The following is a 17,122-nucleotide window of genomic DNA, read 5'->3' as shown; positions in this document are numbered from 1 at the left end:
TGAAATTATAATGAGTGATTTAATTGAAATTGTTGATTCTCTTGAGAATAGGATAAGTAAGTTGCTTCATAAGTATGAATTATTGAAACAACAAAACACCGATCTTAAAGATAAAATAAAAAGCCTGGAGTCTAATTCAGAGCTTCAGTTAGATCAATTAAAGCAATGGGAAGAAAAATTCAGTGCACTCAAGAATGCAAGCGCAATGCTAGGCAGTGACGAATACAAAAGGGAAACCAAGCTCAAAATAAATGCCTTAATAAAGGAGATTGATGTGTGTATTGCACAACTATCTGAGTAGTTTAAAATATGGCGGATAAATTAAAAATCAAACTATCAGTTGCGGATCGTGTATATCCATTAACTATTAATCCAGATCAGGAAGAAGGGTTACGTAAAGCAGCTAAGAAAATTGAGGCCATGATTAAGCAATTTGAGCAAAGTTATGCAGTGAGAGATAAGCAAGATGTATTAGCAATGTGTGCTTTACAGTTTGCAGCACAAGTAGAACAAAAGGTTATAGATAAAGATAGTGATGAAATAAATGTTATGGATAGATTAAATATCCTGAATAATTTGTTGCAAGATCATCTATCATAAACGTTCATTAAAATAAATAAGGTTACTGCCTGCACTAGTTATTATTTTTTGATAAACTCAACAAGAATTATTTCAAAAGGGTGAGTTTAAGTTGTAAAAGCGTGCCGTGCTGATGTATTTCAGTTTCACGGATTTTTGAGCAACTTGTTAGCCCTAAACCTGTTTTTACAGAGTTTATACAAAACCCAACTAGTGCAGGCTTTTTTTATATATAAACACTAACTAGGATTATGGATAACATTATATTTTTGATTATAGCGGCTGTGGCGGGTTTGGTGATAGGTTTTATTATCGCTAAAATTCTTGAGCGCAGTAAAGCTTCAGAAATTGTCAAAAGCGCTAAAAAAACATCTCAAAGTATTATTAGAGATGCTAAGAGTGAAGGAGAGACTATTAAGAAAGATAAAATACTCCAAGCTAAAGAAAAATTTATTGAACTAAAATCAGAACACGAAAAAGTGATTTTGTCTCGAGATAAAAAGATGGCAGAAGCTGAGAAAAGAACCAGAGATAAAGAATCTCAGGTTTCTAATGAATTATCTAAAGGCAAGAAATTGAATGCAGATCTTGAGCAAAAAATCAAAGACTACAATCATAGAAATGAGTATCTTGAGAAGAAACAAAGTGAGTTAAAAAAACTTCATAAAAGTCAGGTACAACAATTGGAGGTAATATCAGGGTTATCTGCAGAAGAAGCTAAGGAACAACTCGTAGAATCTTTAAAGGAACAAGCGAAAACTGATTCGATGTCTTTGATTCAAAGTACGATTGAAGAAGCTAAATTAACAGCACAACAAGAGGCTAAGAAAGTTGTTATTAATACAATTCAGCGAATTGGAACTGAAGAAGCTGTAGAGAATTGTGTCTCTGTTTTTAATATTGAAAGTGATGACGTTAAGGGACGTATTATAGGTCGTGAAGGTAGAAATATTAGAGCAATAGAAGCTGCTACTGGAGTTGAGATTATAGTTGATGATACTCCTGAAGCTATTATACTTTCTTGTTTCGATTCTGTGCGTAGAGAAGTAGCTCGTTTATCATTGCATAAACTGGTGACTGATGGTAGAATTCATCCTGCCCGTATTGAAGAGATTGTGAAGAAAACAAGAAAGCAGATTGATGAAGAGATTATTGAAGTGGGTAAAAGAACAGTAATTGATCTTGGTATTCATGGGTTGCATCCAGAGTTAATAAAAACTGTTGGTAGAATGAAGTATCGTTCTTCATATGGACAAAACCTATTGCAACACTCTAGAGAAGTAGCTAAGTTATGCGGAGTTATGGCGGCAGAATTAGGTCTTAATCCTAAATTAGCTAAAAGAGCAGGATTATTGCATGATATTGGAAAAGTACCAGATACGGAAACCGAAGTTCCTCATGCGATTCTTGGAATGCAATGGGCAGAAAAGTACGGTGAAAAACCAGATGTGTGTAATGCAATTGGAGCGCATCATGATGAGGTAGAAATGACAGCTCTTATTTCACCTATAGTCCAGGTTTGTGATGCTATTAGTGGAGCAAGACCAGGAGCAAGAAGACAAGTATTAGATTCGTATATACAAAGATTAAAAGACTTAGAGGACATTGCTTTTGGCTTTAGTGGAGTAAAGAAAGCATATGCGATCCAAGCTGGTAGAGAATTACGTGTCATTGTGGAAAGTGAGAAAGTAAATGATGAAAGAGCGGCTAGCCTATCTTTTGAGATTTCTCAAAAAATACAAACTGATATGACATATCCTGGTCAGGTTAAAATAACTGTGATTAGAGAAACCAGAGCAGTTAATATTGCTAAGTAATTAGAAACAATATTTCAAAAACAAAAAAAGAGAATCAGATGATTCTCTTTTTTTGTTTTTGAAAAGACATCGCTCCAGAAGGATGTTTTTTTATCATTTCATTTTTCCAAGCTAAAGCAGATTTGATATCGTCAAATCTTCGAAACTCCTTGTTAAAAAAAGATTTCTCATATTTAGTTAGAGTTTTTTGTATTGGATCGTTTGATACTACAGCAAAGCCTAAAAGATTAGGGATTTTTGCAGTTTTTATATATACAATTGGATCAACAGAATATGAGTTGATTCGATGTGTAATGTATACAAAAGGAGTTTTTTTAAAATGTTTTTCTGCAATTTTAATTAGAATAGAATTGTTTTCTACAGAAACAATAATGCCTTCATGCATAATTGCTAATACATAATCCTTATGTATTTCTAATCTACAAAAGTCTAGTTCGTATAATCTAATCATTGGGGATATAAATAGATTGGTTAAAAAAATATTAATGGATGCAATATAATCTTATAGAAATAAAAAGAGAAAATAACTTTCGTTAAAATCAAATTTAATTTTTAAGTATTCTATTCTTCCATTCTAGTGCGTCTCTGATATTAGCGAAATATTCTAATTCTTTAGTGAAAAATTTACTCTCTAATTCAGTTAATTTTTTTTGTCTAGGGTTTTTAGATACTACTGCAATACCCATAAGGTTATTAATTTTTCTTGCTTCGTAGTATACCATTGGGTCAACATAATATACATTAACTCTATTAGAAATATAAACAAACGGTATATCACTGAAGTATTTGGTGACAAATTCAATTAAAAGATTGTTGTGCTTAGGCATTACTAAAAAACCTTCTTCAATTGTGTTTTTAATATAATTTTCCTGAACTTCAACTTTAGCGAAACCTAAATCATAGTATTTTGTCATAAATTAAGTACAAAACTACTATTTAAGTATGGTTAATTTTTTTAATAAGTTACGATAAAATTGCCAATTACAAAAATCCAACCCTAAGCATACGGTAAAACTACACTTTGTTTTAGTGGTTATTCTTTCTGAAAACATTATAAATTAATCGATATCATTTTTTAGAAGCTTCTTCTTCCATGTTAAAGCAGACTCCATAGTGTCAAATTGCCTGAATTCTTTATTAAAAAATGTCTTTTCAACTTTAGTCTGTAATTTTTGTTGTGGATCGCTTGAAACCACTGCAAACCCAATCAAGTTTTTGATTTTGGCAGTTTCTAGATATATGGTAGGGTTTATAGAATAAGAGTTAAGACGATGAGTGATATATACGAATGCTTTATTTTTGAAATGCTTCTCGACTATATCCAGTAGTACATCATTGTGTTTAGGAGAAACTGTAACCCCTTCATTAATAATGACCTTTAGATAGTCCTTATGGATTTCTATTTGGCAAAAATCTAATACATAAGATTTGATCATTGGGTGGTTTTTAGGTTTTGCAAATATATATTTTTATTCATATATAAGGTGTGTGTATTAGGTGTTCTTTAGGGTTTTTTCCCCTTTAGTGTATCTAGTTTTGTTTTTTGACTAAAGGTTTGATAAAGAGTCTGCTTAGAGCTTTTATTTGAATTCTATTATGCTAAGGATTTAAGGGTGAAAGAAATGCTTATACATAATTAGTAATTAGCTATAATTAGATACAAAAAAAAGCTTCTGTTAAAAACAGAAGCTTTTTTTACAGTAAACTATATTGATTATGATTCAGTCGACTTTTCGGCTTTCTTAATATTTATAGTCAATTCATTAGAGTTATCATCTAAATCCATAAATATACTATCGCCTTCTTGTAATTGAGCACTTATAATTTCTTCTGCTAAAGCATCTTCAATGTATTTCTGAATCGCTCTCTTAAGTGGTCTGGCTCCATATTGTTTATCAAATCCTTTCTCAGTGATATAATCTTTCGCCTTTTCACTTAATGCTAAATCATATCCTAGACCTCTGATTCTACCATATAATTTATCTAATTCGATGTCAATAATCTTATGGATATCTTCACGTTCTAACGCATTAAATACGATGACATCATCCACTCTGTTTAAGAATTCAGGTGCAAATGCTTTTTTTAATGCATTTTCTATCACTCCTTTAGCATAGCTATCGGATTGCGTCTTTTTTGCACTAGTTCCAAAACCAACACCTTGTCCGAAATCTTTAAGTTTACGTGCACCAATATTGGATGTCATAATAATGATCGCATTTCTGAAATCAATTTTTCGACCAAGACTATCGGTAAGATAACCATCATCTAAAACTTGAAGCATCATATTAAAGACATCTGGATGCGCTTTTTCAATTTCATCCAAAAGGATTACTGCATATGGTTTTCTTCTTACTTTTTCGGTAAGTTGACCACCTTCTTCGTAACCAACATATCCAGGAGGAGCTCCTATAAGTCTTGATACCGCAAATTTTTCCATATACTCACTCATATCGATACGTATAAGTGTGTCTTCGCTATCAAAGAGCTCTCTTGCTAGTACTTTGGCTAATTGGGTTTTACCAACTCCAGTTTGTCCAAGAAATATAAAAGACCCGATAGGTTTATTAGGATCTTTTAATCCAGCACGGTTTCTTTGGATTGCTTTCACTACCTTAGATACTGCTTCATCTTGCCCAATCACTTTACCTTTAATTAATTCTGGCAGTTCCGCAAGTTTATTGCTTTCTGTTTGTGCAATACGATTTACAGGAATACCTGTCATCATAGATACAACATCAGCAACATTTTCTTCATCAACCGTTTCTTTATGAAGTTTAGAGTCTTTTTCCCATTGTTCCTGAGCTTGACCTAATTCTTTTTCAAGATTTTTCTCATCATCTCTAAGTTTGGCCGCTTCTTCATACTTCTGTTTTTTTACGACGCTATTCTTAAGTTCTCTAACTTCCTCTAGTTTTTTTTCAAGATCTAAAATCTTTTTAGGAACATCTATATTAGTGATATGTACTCTGGATCCTGCTTCATCCAAAGCATCGATAGCTTTGTCTGGTAAAAAACGATCTGTCATATATCTATTCGTAAGTTTTACACAGGCTTGAATAGCTTCATCTGTATAACTTACATTATGATGTTCTTCATATTTTTCTTTGATGTTATTCAGGATTTCTATAGTTTCTTCGATATTGGTAGGTTCAACTATAACTTTCTGAAAACGTCTTTCTAATGCGCCATCCTTTTCAATGTATTGTCTGTACTCATCCAGAGTAGTAGCTCCAATACATTGTATTTCACCTCTTGCAAGTGCGGGTTTAAACATATTAGAAGCATCCAAGCTTCCAGTGGCACCACCAGCTCCAACTATTGTATGAATTTCATCAATAAAAAGAATAATATCATCATTCTTTTCTAATTCGTTCATGACAGCTTTCATACGTTCCTCAAACTGTCCTCGATATTTAGTTCCAGCAACTAAACTGGCTAAATCCAGTGTAACTACTCTTTTATCAAACAATATGCGAGATACTTTTCTTTTAACGATTCGAAGTGCCAGCCCTTCAGCAATAGCAGATTTACCAACACCAGGTTCTCCTATAAGAAGAGGGTTGTTCTTTTTTCTTCTACTAAGTATTTGCGAAACTCGTTCGATTTCTTTAGTTCTTCCTACAACAGGATCTAACTTTCCTTCTTCTGCCATAGCAGTTAGGTCTCTACCAAAATTATCTAATACAGGAGTTTTAGATTTTTTGTTAGCTTTAGCACCTCCAGTAGGCGAATTGAAAGGATTTTCTTTTGATGCATCTCCAGACATGTCATCATCTTCAGAAAATGATTCTGCCTTTGGGCTTTCTATATATTCTTCTTCGTTAGCAATCATAAATTTAAATTGATCTTTAACATTATCATAATCTACCTTAAGTTTATTTAATAGTTTGGTAGTTGGATCGTTTTCATTTCTTAAAATACACAATAACAAATGTGCAGTATTGATTGAAGAGCTTTGAAACAACTTTGCTTCCAAAAAAGTAGTCTTTAATGCTCTTTCTGCCTGTCTTGTTAAGTGTAAATTCTTTTTTTCATTTGAGGCTACTGCCACATTAGGATTTGCGGGGCTAAGAATTTCAACTTTTCTTCTCAAATTTGTTAAATCTATATCTAACGCATCAAGGATATTAATTGCTTTTCCACTTCCATCACGCAAAAGTCCTAACATTAGATGCTCTGTTCCAATAAAATCATGCCCTAACCTGAGTGCTTCTTCTTTACTGTATGCAATTACATCTTTGACTCTAGGTGAAAAATTATCATCCATATAATTCGTTTCTTTCTTTTTCTCTGTTTCTTTATTACTAAATATAGTAATTTTTAAAATTACATTGGCAAAAACTATTCCTTTTAACCATGATTAACAACCAATATGACATTATGCTATGAATTGTCATATTTCTGTAGAACTTCGATTGTTCTAATTTAGGTGAACTAAATAGTTAATCTAATAGATTATTTACTTTTTTGAGTAAATAGACAAAAAAAGCGGTAATAATCAAAATCTATGTTTGTAGACTTATTAACGATATGAGTCGTTAAAGTTGTTAATAAATTACTGATATTAGAAAGGCTATTGGCTGTTAAAACCGTCTTAATTTACTTAAATTAGCGCGTTTAATAAAATCAATTTTAGAATAAAATAATTTTTATGGCAGAAGGAGAAAAGCTAATACCTATCAATATAGAGGATGAGATGAAGTCTGCATACATCGATTATTCGATGTCAGTGATTGTATCACGTGCACTTCCTGATGTTAGAGACGGTCTTAAACCAGTTCACAGAAGAGTTTTATATGGTATGTATGAGTTAGGCGTTAAAGCTAATAGTGCTCATAAGAAGTCTGCAAGAATTGTAGGTGAGGTTCTTGGTAAGTATCACCCTCATGGGGATACATCTGTGTACGATACCATGGTACGTATGGCACAGGAATGGAGTTTGCGATATATGCTTGTAGATGGTCAAGGTAACTTTGGTTCAGTAGATGGTGATAGCCCTGCAGCAATGCGATATACGGAGGCCAGAATGAGAAAGATATCAGAAGATATGCTTGCTGATATAGAGAAAGATACCGTTGATCATACTTTTAACTTCGATGATACATTACAAGAACCTACGGTTTTACCAAGTAGAGTTCCAGGATTATTAATTAATGGAGCTTCTGGTATTGCAGTGGGTATGGCAACCAATATGCCACCTCATAATCTAAGCGAAGTTGTTGATGGAACTATTGAGTATATCAATAATAACGACATTGAAATAGATGAATTAATACAGCACATTAAAGCACCTGATTTTCCAACAGGTGGTATTATATATGGATATGACGGAGTAAGAGAAGCTTTTAAAACGGGTAGAGGTAGGATCGTAATGCGTGCCAAAGCTAGTTTTGAAGAGGTAAATGGAAGAGAATGTATTATTGTATCTGAAATTCCTTATCAAGTAAATAAGGCAGATATGATTAAGAAAACTGCCGATCTTGTAAATGATAAGAAAATAGACGGTATCTCGACCATTAGAGATGAATCTGATAGAAAAGGAATGCGTATCGTATATATTCTAAAGAGAGATGCGATCCCTAATATAGTACTTAACCTTTTATATAAATATACTGCATTACAATCTTCTTTTAGTGTAAATAATATTGCATTGGTTAATGGAAGACCGCAGTTATTAAATGTAAAAGAAATGATTCATCATTTTGTTGAGCATAGACATGAAGTTGTGGTGCGCAGAACAAAATATGAACTTAGAAAAGCAGAAGAGAGAGCACATATTCTTGAAGGGTTAATTATTGCTTCGGATAATATTGATGAAGTTATTAAGTTAATCAGAGCTTCTTCTAATGCTGATGAGGCAAGAGCTAAACTTATCGAACGATTTAAACTTTCAGAAATTCAAGCCAAAGCAATTGTAGAGATGCGTTTGCGCCAATTGACTGGACTGGAGCAGGATAAATTGCGTTTGGAGTATGATGAGTTAATGAAAACCATTGAAGACCTTAAGGATATTCTTGACAAAAAAGAACGTCGAATGACTATTATTAAGGAAGAACTTCTTGAAGTAAAAGATAAGTATGGAGATGCTCGTCGTTCTCAGATAGAATATGCTGGTGGAGACCTTAGTATAGAAGATATGATCCCTAATGAGAAAGTAGTTATTACTATTTCTCATGCAGGTTATATTAAAAGGACATCTTTAAACGAATATAAAAAACAAAATAGAGGAGGAGTAGGTCAAAAAGGAAGTACTACTCGTAATGAAGATTTTCTGGAGCATTTATTTGTAGGAACCAATCATCAATATATGTTGTTCTTTACTCAGAAAGGAAAATGTTTCTGGATGCGAGTGTATGAAATTCCTGAAGGGAGTAAAACATCAAAAGGAAGAGCTATTCAAAACCTAATCAATATTGAGAATGATGATAAAGTAAAAGCATTTATTTGTACTCAAGATCTTAAAGACGAAGAGTATATTAATTCTCATTATGTGATTATGGCTACTAAAAAAGGCCAGGTAAAGAAGACATCTTTAGAGCAATATTCTAGACCGAGAACTAATGGTATAAATGCTATCACGATTAAAGATAACGATGAATTGTTAGAAGCAAAACTTACCGATGGAAAGAGCCAGGTAATGTTGGCGGTTAAATCAGGGAAAGCGATACGCTTTGAAGAAGAAAAAACAAGACCAATGGGACGTGGAGCATCTGGTGTGCGAGGAATTCGACTTGCAGATGATGCAGACGAAGTTATCGGAATGGTGGCTGTAAATGATATGGAGAGTAACATCTTGGTTGTTTCTGAGAATGGATATGGTAAACGTTCACGATTAGAAGACTATAGAATAACTAATCGAGGAGGAAAAGGTGTAAAAACAATTTCGGTTACTGATAAGACAGGTAAGTTAGTTGCTATAAAAAATGTAACGGACTCTGATGACTTAATGATTATCAATAAATCAGGGATCGCAATAAGACTCGCAGTAGAGGATTTAAGGGTTATGGGACGCGCTACTCAAGGAGTTCGTCTAATTAATCTTAAAGGTAAAGATTCTATTGCTGCAGTTGCAAAAGTAATGCACGAGGACGACGATGTTGAAGATATTGATGAGAATATTGAAGAAAATGACATATCTTTGCAAAATGAAGACGATGTCACAGATGGCACGACTATTGATTAATTAACAAACAAATAAAAAGAATCCCATAAAAAACACAAGTAATGAGAACTAAATTTATTATAGCCTTTTTCTTAACAATCAGTGCTGTAGGATTTTCACAGAAGAAAGCACTTAGTGCGGCGAAGAAAGCATTGAAATCTGGTAATTTAGAAACAGCAAATGATGCGTTGAAAGCAGCCGAAGGTCAGTTAGAAGCAGCTGATGATAAGATGAAAGCGCAATACTATTTTCTTAAAGGACAAGTTACTTCATCATCATCAGATAAGTCCTTGGAAAAAATAGAAAGTTCTGCAATGGCTTATAAAAAAGTATTGGAAATCGAAGAAGCTTCAGGTAGTTCTAAATATACTGAACAAGCGAATGCTGGATTACAAGCAGTACGTCAGTCCTTAGTTGAAACCGCAGTTGAAGATCAAAGAGCAGGTAAGAATGATGTGGCAGCAGAAAAATTATACTTAGGGTATAAACTTAATAAAGCTGATACATTATATCTATATTATGCGGCTTCTAATGCAGTTAATGGAAAGGATTATGATTCAGCTTTAAAATATTATGGAGAATTAGTAGATCTTGGGTTTAATGGAATCGAAGAAATATATACAGCTACTAATAAAGAAACAGGTACAGTAGAACCTTTTGATTCTAAACAAGTAATGGATCTTTCTATAAAAGCAGGAACTCACATCAAGCCAGAAACTAAGAAGAGCCCTTCAAAAAAATCTGAGATTACTAAGAATATAGCACTTATCTATATTAGTCAAGGAAAAGATGAAGAAGCTATGAAAGCTATGGAAATGGCTAAAAAGGAAAATCCTGAAGATACTTCTTTAATGCAAGCTGAAGCTGATATTTTCTATAAAATGGGAAATGTTGAAAAATATAAAGAGATTGTTGAGCAAATAGTTGCAAAGGATCCTAATAACCCTGATTTATTATATAACCTTGGAGTTAGTGCAGCACGATTAGGAAATAATGATCAAGCTTTAAACTATTATAAAAAGGCTTTGGAGTTAAAACCAGATTATGGATCTGCTCAAATTAATATCGCTTCTATTATTTTAAGTGAAGAACAAGCAATTGTAGAAGAAATGAATGGGTTGGGGACTTCTAATAGTGATTATAAAAGATATGATGCTTTAAAACTTAAGCGTCAGAATTTATATAAGAGTGCAGTACCTTACTTAGAAGGAGCATTAAAAAGTGATCCAGATAATGTTGAAGCTGTAAGAACTTTGATGAATATCTTCTATCAGTTAGATGATCCTAAGGCAGAAGAAATGAAAAACAAGCTTAAAGCTTTAGAAGGAGGAAACTAATATGTAAGTTTTATTCTTACTTAATATAAAAAAGCCGAATCAAATATTTGATTCGGCTTTTTTATATTGTATTAGTAAGCTAATGTGTTTTCTAATAATTGAATATTACTTTGTAGACGTTCCTTTACAATATTCATCATTCTTTTATTTAAAGCGGATGAATTTTTAATATATACAGAATACTCATCTACGGTAAATTGACCAATGATCATTCCTTTAAGACTATTCCTGAATTTTGTATCCTTTTGAATGGAGTTTTCAATATAAAGCAGACGTTTTTCAAGCGATAATTCATAAAAGGTATTTTTCCTTTTTTTAATGTAATTTCTAAATACTTCGATTAATAATTCATTTTGTAATTTGATAATTGGTCTGATTGTTTTGTTCTGAAATTGTTCATCATTTGACATGTTTTCAGAAACTCTTGCGTTTAAAATTTGTGGGCGTATTGCCAATAAATTAGATTCTCTGTTTTCCATAATAAAGAGCGTTTACTAAAAATACAGAATAGTTTCATCCGAAATTACAGTTCATGGATAGAGTTTTAAACCAGTTATGAACAGTTTTTTTTAAACAACCATCGAACTATAAGTGCTTTGTTTGTCCATAATAACAAACGATTCTAGATAATTACTATGAATACAAAAGCCCTTTAAAAAAGGGCTTTTGTCGTATCAATAAATATTTGTTATTGTTTTATTTGTCAATATATTCTTGTTTTGATTTCATTTTAATAGCTCCTTCATTATTCTTTTCTAAGTATTTCTTAAACTTGGCTAATTGTTTGCTTTCTATTTTTTGATAGGCAGTATTAGCATCCTTTAACCTGTTTTCTAATACTTCTTTATTTTCTAATTGTGAAACAGAAGGTTTTTCGAATTGATTAGCTACTTCACTATATATATCTGCTAGTTTTTCTCGTAATTGAGGTTCTGCTTCAGCAACATAATTATCACCAGTAGTAACCACTAATGTTTCTTTTAATGAATTCAAATCATTTATAAGCGTAGAAGTTATTTTATTTGCTTTTGAGTCTTTGTTTTGTATTTCCTTGGCCTTATTAATTACTTGGTCAACTTGGTATACCAGGTATGCAAGGTTTTCCATATCATCAAAAAGTTCTTTGGTTATTGTCGATTGACTTTTTCTTTCAGAAACAGTAATTACCGAATTTGGATCATTTAGAATTGTTATACTACTCTCAAAGCTGTTTTTTCCTTTTTTTAGAACTACCTTATAGGTTCCTGCAGTTATTCTAGGAGCTGTAAATCCACCAGCGGTAAAAGATTTTCCTGCTGCGACCTTAGGACCTTTCGTTCTAAATCCCCAGTTTACAATGTTGATTCCTTTAGATTTCCCTGGTACAAGACTTACAATTTCGTTTCCGCTATCATCTAACACAGTTAATGTCATTTTCCCAAAAGTATGTCTCTTTTTTAGGTAATAAATTATCTGAGCAGAAGATGAAGGGTTGTTTCCAACAAATTGTAGCTCTGTACTCGCTCCACCAAAACCGCCTTCTTCTTTAATTATTGCTGGTTTTGAATTAAAGAAGTGCACGTCTTTTTTTAGTACTTCTTGATTAATTTCACGTAACGGAGAAATGTCATCAATAATAATAACTCCTCTTCCATGGGTACCTAATACAAGATCATTTGTTTTTTTCTGTAAATCAATAAAATGAACTGCAGTAGCAGGCATATTATTGGTAAAACGTGACCAGTTTTTTCCACCATCAATAGTTATGAATAACCCAAACTCTGTTCCTAAATAGAGTAAGTTTTCATTTTCATAATCTTCTTGGATGTTTCTAGCAAACCCTATAATGTCATCGGTAACTAAGGATTTCCAGGTTTTACCAAAATCCGAAGTTTTATATACATAAGGTTTCATATTATTTTGAGCGTGCCCATCAAAAACAGCATAGGCAGTTCCCTTATCATGACTACTAGCTTCGATATGATACACCCATGTATTTTTTGGTAATCCTTCAATATTAGTAACCGTGTTAGTCCAGGTTTTTCCTCTATCTTGGGTTATTTGTACATTTCCATCATCAGTACCTACCCAGATAACATTTTCATCTAATGGCGATTCTGCTATAGTAAAAATAGTTGTATGTGTTTCAGCACCAGATTTATCAGTAGAGATACCACCAGATTCTTTATCTTGTTTTGAAGGATCATTTGTTGTAAGATCAGGAGAAATAATTTTCCAATTATCTCCCATGTCTTCACTTATGTGTAAAAATTGACTTCCTATATAGAAACGATCTGGTTGATGAGCACTTACGGCAATCGGTGCATTCCAGTTAAAACGAAGGTCTGCTTTTCCTTTTACATCTAATGGTTGTACATTTTTGGTGTTGTTTTTGTCTATATCATATCTCCATACATTTTGAGCTCCTTGCATTTCTGAGTAAATGATATTTTTGGTTGGATGTCGTAATACTCTGAAACCATCTCCAACTCCTACACGTTTCCAATCACGAGCTTCGATTCCTCCTGGAGAAGAAGAAGGTCCGTACCAAGAACCATTGTCTTGTAATCCACCATATATGTTATATGGTTCTTCATTATCTACACTGATATGATAAAATTGAGAAAGTGGTAAATTATCAACCATATCTAATGTAGCTCCGCCATCCCAACTTCTATAAACACCACCATCTGTACCTACATACATACGATCAGAATTATTGATATCGAAGGTAATATCATGAATATCTGCATGCATGTTTCCAAGGTTTTTAAAAGTCTTTCCGCCATCTCTTGAGATGGATCCAAACAAACCTCCTTTTGCTACGATGTCAGGGTTTTTAGGGTCCACAACAATTCGTGCAAAGTAAAATGGTCTAACGACAAGCCCAAAGTCACCATTAAGTAGTTTCCAACTTGCGCCTGCATCATCAGAACGATATAAACCCTTATCTTCTTTACTTTCGACAACAGCGTATACAATATTAGAATTAGAAGGAGCAATTGCAATTGCAAACCTTCCTAAATCTCCTTTGGGAAATCCATTATGAATTTTGTTCCAGGTTTTACCAGCATCAGTAGATTTGTAAAGAGCACTGTTTGGACCTCCAGAATTAAAACCCCAAGCGGTTCTCCTGAATTCCCACATAGCCGCATACAAAGTATTAGGATCATTAGGATCCATGATTATTTCGTTTGCACCCGTTTTTTCATTTATGTACAGGATTTTGTTCCAGGTTTTTCCTCCATCTATGGTTTTATAGATTCCTCTGTCTTCACTATCGCCCCACAAAGCTCCCATAACTCCTACATATACCTCATTAGAGTTTTTTGGATTTATTTGTATACTGCTTATTCGTTCTGAATTCTCAAACCCCATTTTTTTCCAATTAGCACCACCATCTTTAGATTTATATAGTCCATCACCAATAGAAACACTATTTCTTGTCCAGATTTCACCAGTTCCTACCCATATTGTATTATCAGGATCACTTGGGTCAATAGATACAACTCCTATGGATTGGGCGTAGTCATCAAATATAGGAGTGAAGCTAGCTCCACCATTAGAAGATTTCCATACTCCACCACCAGCAGTACCAGCATATAGTATTCTACTATTGGTTGGATGATTTTCTAGATCAATAATTCGACCACTCATTAACGCAGGACCTATATGTCTTGCTTCAAGTTTTCCAAAAAGTTCCTTGCCTTTTAGAACTATATCCTGAGCTTGTAACCCGAGTGATAGTATAATGCTAAGCCCAGCAATTATAATTTTTTTATTCATAATTCCTTTGATTGATTAGTATTGATTTATATGAAAAAAAATCCCCAAATAAATTGGGGATTATAGGTTTGTCTGTATGTTTATTTTTTCTCTGGAAATGCAAATTTTGCATCGTCAACCTCTGGATTTGTTTTAATTTCTTTAAAATTCATTGTTTGGAATTGATTGCCAACCGTAAAAGGAAAATATACTCCATTTACCTCTTGATAATCACTAATAGAAGATTTAATTGTTTGCCCTTTCATAGGACCTTCATTTACCTGAGATTCTATAATTATTGGGACATAATTCTCTGTATCGAAATAGTAGTGAGAAATGTTTGGTTGAGATTGACCGTTTACTATAATAGGATCTTTAGTTAACTTCACTTTATAAGTCTCTGTTCCATCAATAGTTTCTTTTCCAATAAACTCTACTGTGTATCCTTTTTCTTTATAATTTAAAAATGGATCAGGAAAATCTTTGGTCTGTTTTTTCATATTCTCTGTAGCTTCATTATCACTTTTTTCAGGTTCCATAGTCATTTGGTTCCTTTGCCAAGAGGTTTCTCCATCAAATGCAGACCATATCATACGATTACCTTGTAAATCAATAGTAACTAATTGTTTACCGTCTTTGGTAGATACTTGTTCAAAAGGGATTTCCATGCCTTGCATTTTCATAACTCCTATCATTTCTAAACCCTCTAGTTTTTCCCAATTGTCTTTACCTCCAGTGTTTTCAAGATAATTAGCTATAATTTCATCTGCGGTTTGTCCTTTTACAGGAGTAATAATTGCTAGAATTAATAGAACTATTATAGATTTTAAAGTATTCATTGTTAAAGTTTTTATTGTTGTTACTGTAAAGTTAGTTGTTTGAATTATATTTTTGTTACACTATTTATGTAATCTTTTAAATAAAAAAAATGAAGTTTGGTAAAGTAGAGCATCCAGAAAATGTAAATTTTGTGTTGCCAGAAGATCATATTGATACCTCAAGGGTTTTAGAAAAAGGAAAGAGTGAAAATTTTTCTGTTTATGTAGGTTGTGCTAAATGGAACAAACAAGATTTAAAAGGCTTTTATCCTAGAGGTACTAAGGATGAACTGTATTATTATTCTAGACAGTTTAATTCTATTGAGCTTAATGCTACATTCTATAGGATTTTTCCAGAAGATCAATTTAAAAAATGGTATGATAAAACACCAGATGGTTTTAAATTTTTTCCAAAACTAGTTCAAAATATTTCTCATCTTAAAAGATTAAATGATGATGTACAGCCATATGTGGATCAGTATTTAGCAAATGCTATTCATCTAAAAGAAAAATTAGGAACTATTTTTTTACAAATGCATAGTAATTTTGCCCCTAAGTATGTAGATCGAGTAATTAATTTTGTCACAAAATGGCCAAAGGAACTTCGTTTGGCAATAGAGTTTAGGCATACGGATTGGTTTAATGATCAAGTAGTGGCTAATGAGTTGTATGACTTGTTAGAGACTCACAATATTGCAAACATTATAACAGATTCTGCTGGACGAAGAGATTTGTTGCATATGAGACTCACGAATAAGGAGGCTTTTATAAGGTATGTTGGAGCTAATCACGAAACTGATTACACCAGATTAGATGATTGGGTTACAAGGTTGAAATCATGGAAAGCGCAAGGAATAGAAGATGTTCACTTTTTTGTACATCAAAATATCGAGAAAGAATCTCCCTTGCTGTCCAAATATTTTATTGAATTATTAAATAAAGAATTAAATACGACACTAATTTTACCTAATCATGATTCTGATAAATCTACCTTGTTTTAAATGGTATAGTGTTGATAAATATGGTTTTGCCATATGAAAAAAAAGTTTTTGCTATTAAAAAGTGTTAAAGTTTATAATTAATTTGCACTTAATCCTGTTTATGTGTATTTTGCCGATGTTTTTAATGATTATTGCTCTAAATACCGAGTTTTTGATTTGAAACAGGCTTATTTTGAAATGTATTAACAAGCCAAAATAAATATATATGACTAAACAACTACACTCCGCAGTATTATTTATTTCATTATTATTAGCAACTACAGCGCACTCTCAGCAAGGAGAAACGGCGCTATCTGTTTCAATATCAGGTCATGATATTACCGTTTTGAATTTATTTGATACATTAGAAAATAACCTGTCTTTAATAGAGAAAGATTTTTCTTACGAGTTTAGTTTAGATAATGAAGTTCACGATCATTCTGATCATCATGAACTAGTACATGATTCTCATTCACATGAGATATCTCTTATAGATTTTATTTCATCAGATTCAGGATCCGACTTCAATTGTTCTGGAGGTTTTTGTATGGATAAGAGTCATTTTCATAAGAGAGGACTAACATTAAAAAAGCAGTTATTTGATTATTTCATGAAAATTTCTTGCTAGTATTCTGATAATTTCCATTTTGTATTGACCTAATTAGTTGGGCAATGAATATAT

Annotated in this window: 14 protein-coding genes and 1 other RNA gene; 8 read left to right on the top strand and 7 right to left on the bottom strand. The window is 32.6% G+C overall.

The window, feature by feature from the left end; translation table 11 throughout:
• Positions 1 to 10: 10 nt before the first annotated feature.
• The 4 genes from QBK95_RS14475 (at position 11) to rny (ending at position 2,396) form a co-directional block, all read left to right on the top strand.
• The gene (locus tag QBK95_RS14475; RefSeq protein ID WP_280934995.1) at positions 11 to 301 is read left to right on the top strand and encodes a coiled-coil domain-containing protein; all 291 of its coding nucleotides are present in this window, start codon (positions 11 to 13) and stop codon (positions 299 to 301) included.
• 8 nt (positions 302 to 309) lie between these two features.
• Positions 310 to 600, top strand: coding sequence for a cell division protein ZapA (locus QBK95_RS14470; protein WP_280934993.1), 291 nt, complete (start codon positions 310 to 312; stop codon positions 598 to 600).
• Positions 601 to 655: 55 nt separating this feature from the next.
• A non-coding RNA gene (gene ssrS / locus QBK95_RS14465) (6S RNA) lies at positions 656 to 776 on the top strand.
• Between the two features lie 54 nt (positions 777 to 830).
• Entirely contained in the window at positions 831 to 2,396 is a 1,566-nt protein-coding gene (rny, locus tag QBK95_RS14460) for a ribonuclease Y (protein WP_280934991.1), read from the top strand.
• 34 nt (positions 2,397 to 2,430) lie between these two features.
• Here rny and QBK95_RS14455 read toward each other — a convergent pair whose 3' ends face one another.
• The 4 genes from QBK95_RS14455 to QBK95_RS14440 form a co-directional block, all read right to left on the bottom strand.
• Positions 2,431 to 2,847 (bottom strand): hypothetical protein, encoded by a 417-nt coding sequence (locus QBK95_RS14455; RefSeq protein WP_280934990.1) that lies wholly within the window; start codon positions 2,845 to 2,847, stop codon positions 2,431 to 2,433.
• A gap of 94 nt (positions 2,848 to 2,941) precedes the next feature.
• Positions 2,942 to 3,310: a hypothetical protein gene (locus QBK95_RS14450; protein ID WP_280934988.1), complete on the bottom strand. Its 369-nt coding sequence runs from the start codon at positions 3,308 to 3,310 to the stop codon at positions 2,942 to 2,944.
• 144 nt (positions 3,311 to 3,454) lie between these two features.
• The gene (locus QBK95_RS14445; RefSeq protein WP_280934986.1) at positions 3,455 to 3,832 is read right to left on the bottom strand and encodes a hypothetical protein; all 378 of its coding nucleotides are present in this window, start codon (positions 3,830 to 3,832) and stop codon (positions 3,455 to 3,457) included.
• Positions 3,833 to 4,110: 278 nt separating this feature from the next.
• Entirely contained in the window at positions 4,111 to 6,666 is a 2,556-nt protein-coding gene (locus tag QBK95_RS14440) for an ATP-dependent Clp protease ATP-binding subunit (protein ID WP_280934984.1), read from the bottom strand.
• 384 nt (positions 6,667 to 7,050) lie between these two features.
• On the opposite strand from QBK95_RS14440, the gene gyrA reads away from it, so the two are divergent.
• Positions 7,051 to 9,582 carry a DNA gyrase subunit A gene (gyrA, locus tag QBK95_RS14435; protein WP_280934981.1) on the top strand — a complete coding sequence of 844 codons (2,532 nt, stop codon included), beginning with the start codon at positions 7,051 to 7,053 and terminating at the stop codon, positions 9,580 to 9,582.
• A 41-nt stretch (positions 9,583 to 9,623) separates the two neighbouring features.
• Positions 9,624 to 10,898 (top strand): tetratricopeptide repeat protein, encoded by a 1,275-nt coding sequence (locus QBK95_RS14430; RefSeq protein WP_280934979.1) that lies wholly within the window; start codon positions 9,624 to 9,626, stop codon positions 10,896 to 10,898.
• A 71-nt stretch (positions 10,899 to 10,969) separates the two neighbouring features.
• Here QBK95_RS14430 and QBK95_RS14425 read toward each other — a convergent pair whose 3' ends face one another.
• The 3 genes from QBK95_RS14425 to QBK95_RS14415 all read right to left on the bottom strand — a co-directional run bounded on the left by QBK95_RS14425 (position 10,970) and on the right by QBK95_RS14415 (position 15,481).
• On the bottom strand, positions 10,970 to 11,377 hold the full coding sequence (locus tag QBK95_RS14425; RefSeq protein ID WP_280934977.1) for a glyoxalase: 408 nt from the start codon (positions 11,375 to 11,377) through the stop codon (positions 10,970 to 10,972).
• Between the two features lie 217 nt (positions 11,378 to 11,594).
• Positions 11,595 to 14,663: a WD40/YVTN/BNR-like repeat-containing protein gene (locus QBK95_RS14420; protein ID WP_280934975.1), complete on the bottom strand. Its 3,069-nt coding sequence runs from the start codon at positions 14,661 to 14,663 to the stop codon at positions 11,595 to 11,597.
• A gap of 80 nt (positions 14,664 to 14,743) precedes the next feature.
• On the bottom strand, positions 14,744 to 15,481 hold the full coding sequence (locus tag QBK95_RS14415; protein WP_280934973.1) for a LolA-like protein: 738 nt from the start codon (positions 15,479 to 15,481) through the stop codon (positions 14,744 to 14,746).
• 89 nt (positions 15,482 to 15,570) lie between these two features.
• On the opposite strand from QBK95_RS14415, the gene QBK95_RS14410 reads away from it, so the two are divergent.
• Together QBK95_RS14410 and QBK95_RS14405 are read left to right on the top strand one after the other, a co-directional pair.
• Complete coding sequence (locus QBK95_RS14410) at positions 15,571 to 16,461, top strand: DUF72 domain-containing protein (protein WP_280934971.1); 891 nt, start codon at positions 15,571 to 15,573, stop codon at positions 16,459 to 16,461.
• 205 nt (positions 16,462 to 16,666) lie between these two features.
• Positions 16,667 to 17,068 carry a hypothetical protein gene (locus tag QBK95_RS14405; protein ID WP_280934968.1) on the top strand — a complete coding sequence of 134 codons (402 nt, stop codon included), beginning with the start codon at positions 16,667 to 16,669 and terminating at the stop codon, positions 17,066 to 17,068.
• Positions 17,069 to 17,122 lie beyond the last annotated feature (54 nt).

The sequence above is a fragment of the Aquimarina mycalae genome (assembly GCF_029906345.1).
Classification (GTDB): domain Bacteria; phylum Bacteroidota; class Bacteroidia; order Flavobacteriales; family Flavobacteriaceae; genus Aquimarina.
This window is presented reverse-complemented; position numbering and strand designations above follow the sequence as displayed.

Coding starts and splice junctions, on each gene's coding strand:
- QBK95_RS14475 (WP_280934995.1), top strand. CDS start 11: ATGAGTGATTTAATTGAAATTGTTGATTCTCTTGAGAATAGGATAAGT.
- QBK95_RS14470 (WP_280934993.1), top strand. CDS start 310: ATGGCGGATAAATTAAAAATCAAACTATCAGTTGCGGATCGTGTATAT.
- rny (WP_280934991.1), top strand. CDS start 831: ATGGATAACATTATATTTTTGATTATAGCGGCTGTGGCGGGTTTGGTG.
- QBK95_RS14455 (WP_280934990.1), bottom strand. CDS start 2,847: ATGATTAGATTATACGAACTAGACTTTTGTAGATTAGAAATACATAAG.
- QBK95_RS14450 (WP_280934988.1), bottom strand. CDS start 3,310: ATGACAAAATACTATGATTTAGGTTTCGCTAAAGTTGAAGTTCAGGAA.
- QBK95_RS14445 (WP_280934986.1), bottom strand. CDS start 3,832: ATGATCAAATCTTATGTATTAGATTTTTGCCAAATAGAAATCCATAAG.
- QBK95_RS14440 (WP_280934984.1), bottom strand. CDS start 6,666: ATGGATGATAATTTTTCACCTAGAGTCAAAGATGTAATTGCATACAGT.
- gyrA (WP_280934981.1), top strand. CDS start 7,051: ATGGCAGAAGGAGAAAAGCTAATACCTATCAATATAGAGGATGAGATG.
- QBK95_RS14430 (WP_280934979.1), top strand. CDS start 9,624: ATGAGAACTAAATTTATTATAGCCTTTTTCTTAACAATCAGTGCTGTA.
- QBK95_RS14425 (WP_280934977.1), bottom strand. CDS start 11,377: ATGGAAAACAGAGAATCTAATTTATTGGCAATACGCCCACAAATTTTA.
- QBK95_RS14420 (WP_280934975.1), bottom strand. CDS start 14,663: ATGAATAAAAAAATTATAATTGCTGGGCTTAGCATTATACTATCACTC.
- QBK95_RS14415 (WP_280934973.1), bottom strand. CDS start 15,481: ATGAATACTTTAAAATCTATAATAGTTCTATTAATTCTAGCAATTATT.
- QBK95_RS14410 (WP_280934971.1), top strand. CDS start 15,571: ATGAAGTTTGGTAAAGTAGAGCATCCAGAAAATGTAAATTTTGTGTTG.
- QBK95_RS14405 (WP_280934968.1), top strand. CDS start 16,667: ATGACTAAACAACTACACTCCGCAGTATTATTTATTTCATTATTATTA.